Consider the following 9228-nt stretch of genomic DNA (forward strand, 5'->3'; position numbering starts at 1 on the left):
ATTGGGAGGGCCACCTTCCGGCCGTGGGCCGTCGGTTCCGTCGGGCCGCGATGGACGCTTCCAACGCCGGCGGTTCTCGGCCCCGCGACATAGCTAGGAGCGATCCTCGGCAAAGTGTAATCAAAAAAAGGTAATCTTTTCAGGTCTTGCCAGCCTGCATCGCCGCCCTAAGTGCGGCCGCCGTCTGGAGCCGGGCCGATCAGCGCTCGGTCAGTTTCAGCTCGATGCGGCGGTTCTTGTTGCGCGCGTCTTCGGTGTCGGCGGGGTCGAGCGGCTGGAATTCGCCGAAGCCGGCGGCAACCAGGCGGTTGGCCGGCACGCCGTTCTCGATCAGGAACTTCACCACCGAGGTCGAGCGCGCCGTCGATAATTCCCAATTGTCGCGGTAGCGGCCGGTGCCCGACAGCGGCTTGTCGTCGGTGTGGCCGTCGACGCGCAGCACCCAGTTGATCTCCGGCGGGATCTCCTTCTGCAGGTCGATGATGGCGTCGGCGAGCTTCTTCATCTCGTCCTTGCCGGCATCGTTGATCACTTCGGAGCCTGTCGGGAAAAGCACTTCCGATTGGAAGACGAAACGGTCGCCGACGATGCGGATGTTCTCGCGATCGGCGAGGATTTCGCGCAGGCGCCCGAAGAAGTCGGACCGGTAGCGGTTCAGTTCCTGCACACGTTGCGCCAACGCGACGTTCAGGCGGCGGCCGAGATCGGCGATCTTGGTGTTGGACTCGCGATCGCGCGCTTCCGACACGTTGAGCGCTTCTTCGAGCGCTCCGATCTGTCTGCGCAGCGCCGAGATCTGCTGGTTGAGGATTTCAACTTGGCTCAGCGCCTGCTGGCTGATCTGGCGCTGGTTGTCGAGTTCGCCCGACAGCGCCGTGGCCCGCTGGTTGGCGGCGTCGCCGGCACCGGCGCCTTGCGCCAGCAATTGCTCGAGCCGGCTCTTTTCCGCCTCCGACGCCGACAGCGACGCCTGCAAATTGGCGAGCGAATCTTCCTTGTCCTGCGTTGTCGAACGCTCCAGCGCCAGAAGCTGGGTCAGTTCGTTGATCTGCGAATTGAGGCGGTTGAGCACCGTGTCCTTGCCGGAGATTTCGCGGCCGAGCAGGAACTGCGCCAGCACGAAGACGGTAAGCAGGAACATGATCGCGAGCAGCAACGTCGACAGCGCGTCGACGAAGCCCGGCCAGTAATCGATACGGCGATCGGCACGCCGGCTCCTGGCGAGAGCCATGCTAATGGACTCCAGTCTTCTTCAAGGCGTCGGCAATCTTCTCCAGAGTGTTGCGCATCGCCTTCTGCTCGTCCGACTGGGCCTCGACCCAGTCGCGCATGATCTGCTGCTCCGAGCGCATGTTCTTGACCAGGCCCGAAATGCCGTCGGCAAGGTTGGCCATGGCGGTGGCGACACGCGGATTGGCGCCACCGCCGTTCTCTTGCATGCTGCGCAGTCTTTCCGACAGGACGCGGATCTCGTCGGAGGACTCGGCCCTGGGCGGTTCGGCGACAACAATGTCGGAGGACAGGTCGGTGACCGAGGACAGCCAGTTTTCGAGCTCGGTGTAGAAGCGTGTCTGGGCGCGGCCAGCCTGCAGGTCGAGGAAGCCGAGCACCAGGGAACCGGACAGGCCGAACAGCGAGGACGAGAAGGCGGTGCCCATGCCGGCCAGCGGCGCGGAAAGCCCGGCCTTCAGAGATTCGAGCACGGCGGCGGCATCGCCAGTGCCGGGATCGAGCGAATCGATGGTTTCGCGGATTGAGCCGATCGTGTTGAGCAAGCCCCAGAAGGTGCCAAGCAGACCAAGGAACACCAGCAGCCCGACAAGATAGCGCGAGGTGTCGCGGCTTTCGTCGAGGCGGGTGGCGATCGAATCGAGCATGGTGCGCATTGAGCTGGTCGAGAAGGCGATCGTCGGCGAGCGGCCGATCATCGCCTTCATCGGCGCCAGCAGCACCGGTTCGGTGGTTTCGGAGCCGGCCCGAAAAGAGTTGACCCAGCGCACTTCGCGAAACAGCCGGCCGACCTGCGCGAAGGCCAGCAGGATGCCGACCGCAAGCACGCCGACGATCAGGCCGTTGAGACCGGGATTGGTGGCAAAGGCAGTCGAGATCTGACGGGTCAGGATGGCGGCGATGAAAGCGACGATCATCAGGAAGATGACCATGGTCAGGAGAAAGACCTGCGGGCTCGACAATTTGTGCGGATCGTACATCAGCACGTCGGAGCGCCTGCCCATGCCGAAGGATTTGAGTAAAGCCATCCGTGCCCCGTTTCCGATGCCGCCGCCGCCGCCAATTCACGTTTGACGGCGACTCTAAACGCAATTGTGACCAAATTGAATGGCGCTTGGCAATATTGCCAAGCGGACCATTGCGTTAGGGTCGGTTGATGACCAGGCAGTCGACCATGGCGGCAAGATGCAGGCCGGCGCCGGTGACGACAAAGCCGTGCCACAGCGCATTGTGGAAGCGCAGGCCCTTCCAGGCGAAGAAGATGACGCCGCAGGAATAGACGATGCCGCCGGCGACGATCAGCGCGATCGATGTCGTCGGCAATGTCTCGACGAGCGGCTCGACCAGAACGATGCCGCTCCAGCCGATGGCGAGATAAAAGACGATCGCCAGCCGGTCGAAGCGACCGGGAAGAAGCACTTTGATGGCGATGCCGATCGCTGCCGCGGCCCAGACCAGGACGACCATTGAGATGGCCAGCGACGAACCGTCGAGCTGGGCGAGGAAAGGCGTGTAGGTCGCGGCGATGAGCAGATAGATCGCGGCATGGTCGAAGCGCCGCAATATCCACTTGGCAGGCGACGACACCGGCCACAGATTATAGGCCAGCGACACCGACAGCACGGCGAGCAGCGAAACCACGTAGAAAGCGGCGGCGATATATTCGCCCGGACCTGTATGGAAGGCAGCCAGCGCCAGCAGCGTCGAGCCAGCAGCAATGGCGAGCACGATGCCCACCGCATGGACGATGCCGTCAGCGATCATTTCGGCGCGCGAATAGTGCCAGCGTCCCATGAAGGAGATTTCGATCTGGGGTATCTCGATCTGGGATTTCGGGCCGATATGCGTCATGAATGATCCTGCATCCGCCTATTTGGGCGCATGCCGGACAGCATTTCAAGCTTTCGTTGCGGTTTTGCGACTGCGGCGGTTCAGCGCGCCAAGTCCGGGTTCATGCTTTTTCGGGGATCATGGTCTAGCGCGGCGTCACCGGCTTCCTGACCGTCTTCAACAGCGCACGCTGGATGGTCTCGTTGCCGGCGACGATCGAGCCGCCATCCAGCATGTTCTGCCCGCCGGCGAAGTCGGAGATGAAGCCGCCCGCCTCGCGGATCAGCAGGATGCCGGCGGCGACGTCCCAGGCCGACAGGCCGGTTTCCCAGAACCCGTCCATGCGGCCGGCAGCGACGTAGGCGAGATCGAGCGAGGCGGAGCCGAGGCGGCGCACGCCCGAAACTTCGGCCATCACGTTGCGCAGCTCGATCAGGAAATTGCCATGTTGGCCGCGGCCGAGATGCGGCACGCCGCAGCCGATCACCGTGTCGATCAGCTTGGTGCGGCCGGCAACCCGCAGCCGGCGGTCGTTCATGAATGCGCCGCCACCGCGCTCGGCGGTGTAGAGTTCGTCCATCGCCGGATTGTAGACGACACCGGCGACGATCTGGCCCTGGCGCTCCAGCGCGATCGAGATGGCGAAGAGCGGAATGCCGTGCAGGAAATTGGTGGTGCCGTCGAGCGGGTCGATGATCCAGCGGTGCTGGCTGTCGTCGCCTTCGATCAGGCCGCGCTCCTCCATCAGGAAGGCATAGCCCGGCCGCGCCTTCGACAGCTCGGTGAAGAGGATTTCTTCTGCCTTGCGGTCGGCCTGGCTGACATAGTCGCCCGGCCCCTTCATCGAGACCTGCAGGTTCTGCACTTCGCCGAAATCCCGCGACAGCGAGCGCCCGGCCTTCATAGCGGCCTGGACCATGACATTGAGGATCGCGGAACGCGCCATTGCTCTTCTTCCTGCCGCTGCGCCTATTTGCCTTGAGGCATGATCTTATCCAAAAAGTCTGCAACTTTTTGGGATCATGCCTTAGTCGGCGCGGCGCACATAAGTGATTTCGTTGGTGTCGACGATGATACGCTCGCCCGAGCCGATGAAAGGCGGCACCAGCACGCGAATGCCGTTTTCCAGCATCGCCGGCTTATAGGACGAGGCGGCGGTCTGGCCCTTCACCACCGGGTCGGCCTCGGTGATCGTCAGCGTCACCTGGTCGGGCAGCGAAATGCCGATCGGCCTTTCGTGATAGAGCTGGACCGTCACCATCATGCCGTCCTGCAGGAAGGCAGCGCGATCGCCGACGAAATCCTTTTGCAATTCAAGCTGCTCGTAGCTTTCGGTGTCCATGAACACCAGCGCTTCGCCCTGTTCGTAGAGGAAGGAGAAATCCTTCATCTCCAGTCGGATCTGCTCGACTGTCTCGGCCGAGCGGAAACGCTCATTGAGCTTGGTGCCGTTGATCAGGTTCTTCAGCTCGACCTGGTTGTAGGCGCCACCCTTGCCGGGCTTGACGGTGTTGGTTCTGACCGCCACCCACAGGCCGCCATCATGCTCGATGACATTGCCGGGACGGATTTCGTTGCCATTGATCTTGGCCATGATGATGTGATCCGGAATGAGATTTCGCGACGAAAGCGATTTGGCGCCTCCAAGACCACAAATCGCCAGGAGAGGCAAGGGATTGGGCAAGAGGGGGAGTGGGTAAGAGGGGGAGCGGGCAAGGGGTGGCATGAGAGGAGTGGGTGGCGGAGCCATTCCCTCGTCAGCATCCGCTGCCCGATATTCACTGTCCGCGACGCTTTACGGCAGGCGGTTGGCCTTCTGCAGCAACTGCTTGGTCTGGTCGTCGGTCAGGCCCTGCAGAAAATCGTCCATCTCCGGATCGATCAGCCCGGCGCGCCGTGCGACGACGTACCAGGCGCCGGCAAGGATCGGATCCGGATCGGTGCCGATGCCGCCCATGTAAAGCTTGGCGAGGCGGTTCTGGGCGGCGACATTGCCGCCCTCGGCGGCCTGTTTCATCCAGCCGAAGCCGGACTTCAGGTCGCGGGCGCCACCGCGTCCCTCGATCATCCAGGCAGCGAGATCGATCTGCGCCGTATCGTAGTTCTGCCTTGCCGCCTGCGCCAGCAGGCCGCGCGCCTGGGCATCGTCGCGCAGCTTGCCGCCGACGCCATTGGCATAGACCTGCGCCAACGCATATTGCGCGTCGGCAAGGCCGGTCGCGGCGGCGCGCTGATAATAGGACACCGCCTTTGCGATGCCGGCATCGCCGGGGTCCTGCCGCACCAGCAGCTGCGCGAAATTGAACTGCGCCAGACGGTTGCCGGCCTCGGCGGCGGCCTGCATCAGCGCGTAAGCCCCTTTCTCGTCCTTCTTGACGTAGCGGCCGTCGAGCAGCATCAGCGCATATTGGAACTGCGATTCCGGTATCCCTTGCTCGGCGGCAAGCGCGTACCACTTTGCCGCCTCCGCCGCGTCGACCGGCACGCCGAGGCCGCGCGACAATATCTCGGCGATCAATGTTTGCGCCGCCGGATCGCCGTTCCGGGCGCGAACCAGAGCGAGGTTGTAGGCCGTCTTGTACAGGCCGCGCTGGAAGGCGCCATAGGCAGAGTCCGACGGCTTGGCACCGAAGCGGTCGGGATTGATGGCGTCGGCCGACGGCAGCGGCACCGTGGTGGCCGGCTGCGGCAGCGGCGTAGCGATCGGCTTGTCCGTTTTTGCAGCGATGCCGGGCTTGGATTGCGGCAATGGGACGGTTTCCGCCACGGCGGCCTGCATCGTGAGCGCCGCAAGCAAAGCACCGAAAAGGATTGTCTTCGCGGACACGTCAGTCCTCGAAACGCGGCGCGGTTTCGTCGAGCAGCGCGTTGGCGCTGGCGACTGCCATCTTTGGGTCGATGCCCTCGCCAAAGACGGCGCTGGACAGCGCCACGAATTCGGCGCCGGTGGCAGCCACCGCTTCCACAGAAGTGATGTCGGACCCGGCCATGACGATGCAAGGGATCTGGATCACATCCGCCCACCATTGCCCCAGCGACAGGTTGCGTGGGTGCGGCTCCGGCTTGTTGTCGTAGCCGAAGCGGCCGAAGAAGATGTAGTCGGGCCTGAGTTCGCCGAGTTCCAGCGCATCGTCGCGGGTCTTGGCGCCGCCGGTGCCGACCATCATTTTTGCCTGGAAACGCTCGATCGTCTCGGCGAGTTCGGCCTTGCCGGCCTCGACATGAAGGCCATCGGCCTGGACGCGGCCGGCGATGCGGGTGTCGCCGGCAATGATGACAGCGATGCCTGCCGCTTGCGCCGCCGGCACGATCTGTTCGGCGAAGGCCTGGAAGGAGGCTTCGTCCATGTCGTTTTCGGGCAGGATCAGCGAGGCGACGTCGCCGCCCTCGAACGCCGCGCCGATGTGCTCAGCCGGCATGCCGGGCGGCGCGATCAGCACGATGCGGCAGCGATTTGGAGGCGTTGCGTCGTTCATTGGTTTTTGACCCCGGTTTTCGCCTATGCCGGGCGAAGATGGTTGCATTGCGGCATAGAGCAAAGTGCCGGCCTTGAACAGGCGGGCGGCCAGGACCGTTGGAGCATGATTGTCGCACGGCGACGTTGTTGCCTCACTTGATTGCCTGGGTGCTCTCGGCTGGGGTCTTCGATTTCCACAGCGTCCAGCCAAGATTCATGCCGGCGGCGGCAACCAGGATGGCGGCGCCGCCGACCATCTGTGCCGGATGCAGCCGGTGGCCGAAGGCGACGACATCGACCAGGATCGCGACCACAGGGTAGATGAAGGACAGCGACCCCTGCAGATAGGTTGGCAGTTTCTGAATGGCGCCGTACATCAGGATGTACATCAGGCCGGTATGGACGACGCCAAGCGTCGCCAGCATGCTCCAGCTCCACACGTCGGCGGGAAGGTGGGAAAGGTTGGCGAAGGGTGCCAGGATGACGACGCCGACGCAGACCTGGATGAGGGCGATCAGGTGCGGCGACGTGCCTTTGAGCTTCTTGGTGACGATGGCGGCGACGGCCCAGAAGAAAGCCGCACCCAGCGCCATCGCGATGCCGATAAAATAATCCGTGCCGACATTACCTGTATTGGGGCCTGCATCGGAGCCGGCATCAGGCGAGCCTTGCACGATCAGCAGCATGCCGGCGAAGGCGATGCCAAGCCAGGCCAGCTTTGTCAGGGTCAGCCGCTCTGAGAAGAAGAGCGCGCCAAAGCCGACCAGCATGAAGGGCTGCGTGTTGTAAACAGCCGTGGCGATCGAGATCGAGGCGCGGGAAAACGAGCTGAACAGCAGCAGCCAGTTGATGACGATGGCCGCGCCGCCAAGGGCCGCAATCGCCACGATGCGCAGTGACAGCGTGCCGCGCAGCAGCCCCAGGGCAGCGCAGATGATCAGCAGCGTTATAGCGCCGAAGGCGCAGCGCCAGAAGACGACGTCCATGATGGGCTCGCCCGACATGACGACGAACCATCCGATCGTGCCGAGGATCACCATTGCGGCCGTCATTTCGACCGTGCCACGCACCGTGCTGTCCATGAATACTGCCTCTCGAAACGCTGATGGCTGATAATCCCATGCCACATCAGGGCTTTCAATAATTTGCGTCGGGTGATATGCCCGTGGTGCCTAATTAAATAAGGTGAAGACGGCCTTTTCCTTGGGAATGTCAAATGCTGGACGATCTGGACCGACGCCTTCTCGAAAGCCTGATCAAGGATTCGCGAACCTCATTGAAGGAACTGGCCCAACAGGTAGGACTGTCATCGCCGAGTGTCGCGGAACGCCTGCGTCGGCTGGAGGATCGTGGCGTTATCAGGGCCTTCACCGTCGAAATCGATCCCCAAGCGCTCGGCTACACCTTGCAGGCGATCGTTCGCATCCGGCCCTTGCCGGGCAAGCTGCATATTGTCCAGAAGCTGATCGAGGAGATTCCGGAGTTTGGCGAATGCGACAAGGTGACGGGCGACGACTGCTTTGTTGCCCGGCTGTTCGTGCGCTCGATCGGCGACCTCGACAAGCTTCTCGACCGTATCGCCGACAAGGCCGAAACGAGCACAGCCATCATCAAGGCGCAGCCGATCCGCAGGCGCCCGCCGCCGCTCGGCGCAACTGCCTCCTCAAAACCGTGACAGGCCTCAGCACGAACGACCACAGCGTCGTGTGCGCATTTGCAGTCGCGGCGCGAAGGTTTATCGGCTATTCCAGCGTCTGCACGCTTTCCCTCCAACTGCTCCCCGCCGATGTCAGGCTTGCTACTCGATCCGTGGTTCTATGCCGCCGCCGTTCCAGCCGTCATCCTGGTCGGTCTGTCCAAGGGCGGCTTTGGCGGTGCGGTCGGATTCGTCGGCGTGCCGCTGATGGCGCTGGCCATGCCGCCGGTGCAGGCAGCCGCCATCCTGCTGCCCATACTGTGCCTGATGGACATCGTCTCGGTGTGGACATGGCGGGGTGTCTACGACCGCAAGATGCTTGCGGACATGATGCCGGGCGCGGTGATCGGCATCGGCCTCGGCTGGCTGACCGCGGCGCTGGTGACAGCGGAAATGGTGCGGCTGATCGTCGGCGCCGTGGCAATCATCTTCGTGCTTCGCTGGGTCTATCTACAAATGCGGCACGGTGCGAGCCATTCGGCCGAGCCCAACCGCGCGGCTGCCGCCTTCTGGGGGACGGTCGCCGGCTTCACCAGCTTCGTCGCCCATGTCGGCGGTCCGCCCTTTCAGGTCTATGCGCTGCCGATCCGGCTCGATCCGAAAGTGCTGTCGGGCACCGCCGCAATCTTCTTTGCCGCCACCAACGCGTTGAAGCTCATCCCCTATTTTTTGCTCGGACAGTTCGACACCACCAACCTGACCGCATCGGCGGTTCTGGTGCCGCTGGCGCCGCTCTCGACCATCGCCGGCGCCTGGCTGGTGCGGCGGATGCGGCCGGAACTGTTCTACCCCTTCACCTATGCGACCGTAGCGGTCGTCGCGGTCAAGCTCCTGTGGGACGGGATCGCCGGCCTTCTCTAGATTGCCAGCCGGTTGGAAGCCGCCGGCAGCCGAGCCGTCAGCAGCGTTGTTTCGGAACGATGTTGCGCGGGAGACGGCTTTGTTCGGCGTCCTGTGAGACACGGCCGGAAGGGAACCGCTCGAGGATTGCGCAAGCGCGTCACGCCGTTTTCGG

The 9228-nt window shown here is 63.3% G+C and carries 10 protein-coding genes; 2 read left to right on the top strand and 8 right to left on the bottom strand.

From position 1 onward, the window contains the following. Positions 1 to 199 precede the first annotated feature (199 nt). The 8 genes from AC0L18_RS11050 to AC0L18_RS11085 form a co-directional block, all read right to left on the bottom strand. Positions 200 to 1231, bottom strand: a complete 1032-nt coding sequence (locus AC0L18_RS11050; protein ID WP_023800005.1) for a peptidoglycan -binding protein — start codon at positions 1229 to 1231, stop codon at positions 200 to 202. A gap of 1 nt (position 1232) precedes the next feature. Beyond that, positions 1233 to 2258, bottom strand: coding sequence for a MotA/TolQ/ExbB proton channel family protein (locus tag AC0L18_RS11055; RefSeq protein WP_091593443.1), 1026 nt, complete (start codon positions 2256 to 2258; stop codon positions 1233 to 1235). A 115-nt stretch (positions 2259 to 2373) separates the two neighbouring features. Then, positions 2374 to 3081: a PAQR family membrane homeostasis protein TrhA gene (gene trhA / locus AC0L18_RS11060; protein ID WP_473492190.1), complete on the bottom strand. Its 708-nt coding sequence runs from the start codon at positions 3079 to 3081 to the stop codon at positions 2374 to 2376. Between the two features lie 124 nt (positions 3082 to 3205). Next, the gene (locus AC0L18_RS11065; protein WP_473492191.1) at positions 3206 to 4006 is read right to left on the bottom strand and encodes an inositol monophosphatase family protein; all 801 of its coding nucleotides are present in this window, start codon (positions 4004 to 4006) and stop codon (positions 3206 to 3208) included. Positions 4007 to 4087: 81 nt separating this feature from the next. Continuing rightward, the gene (gene efp / locus AC0L18_RS11070; protein WP_473492192.1) at positions 4088 to 4654 is read right to left on the bottom strand and encodes an elongation factor P; all 567 of its coding nucleotides are present in this window, start codon (positions 4652 to 4654) and stop codon (positions 4088 to 4090) included. Between the two features lie 201 nt (positions 4655 to 4855). After that, a complete protein-coding gene (locus AC0L18_RS11075) occupies positions 4856 to 5839 on the bottom strand; it encodes a tetratricopeptide repeat protein (protein WP_473492251.1) in 984 nt (327 codons plus the stop codon). A 49-nt stretch (positions 5840 to 5888) separates the two neighbouring features. Next, entirely contained in the window at positions 5889 to 6536 is a 648-nt protein-coding gene (locus AC0L18_RS11080) for a thiamine phosphate synthase (protein ID WP_473492193.1), read from the bottom strand. Between the two features lie 133 nt (positions 6537 to 6669). Then, a complete protein-coding gene (locus AC0L18_RS11085) occupies positions 6670 to 7599 on the bottom strand; it encodes a DMT family transporter (protein WP_091593437.1) in 930 nt (309 codons plus the stop codon). 134 nt (positions 7600 to 7733) lie between these two features. Here AC0L18_RS11085 and AC0L18_RS11090 point away from each other — a divergent pair, with 134 nt between their 5' ends. Further along, on the top strand, positions 7734 to 8192 hold the full coding sequence (locus tag AC0L18_RS11090) for an Lrp/AsnC family transcriptional regulator (RefSeq protein ID WP_091593435.1): 459 nt from the start codon (positions 7734 to 7736) through the stop codon (positions 8190 to 8192). A 111-nt stretch (positions 8193 to 8303) separates the two neighbouring features. Continuing rightward, positions 8304 to 9074 (top strand): sulfite exporter TauE/SafE family protein, encoded by a 771-nt coding sequence (locus AC0L18_RS11095; protein WP_473492195.1) that lies wholly within the window; start codon positions 8304 to 8306, stop codon positions 9072 to 9074. The last annotated feature ends 154 nt before the right edge of the window (positions 9075 to 9228 follow it).

Source organism: Mesorhizobium sp. WSM4819, from assembly GCF_055811215.1.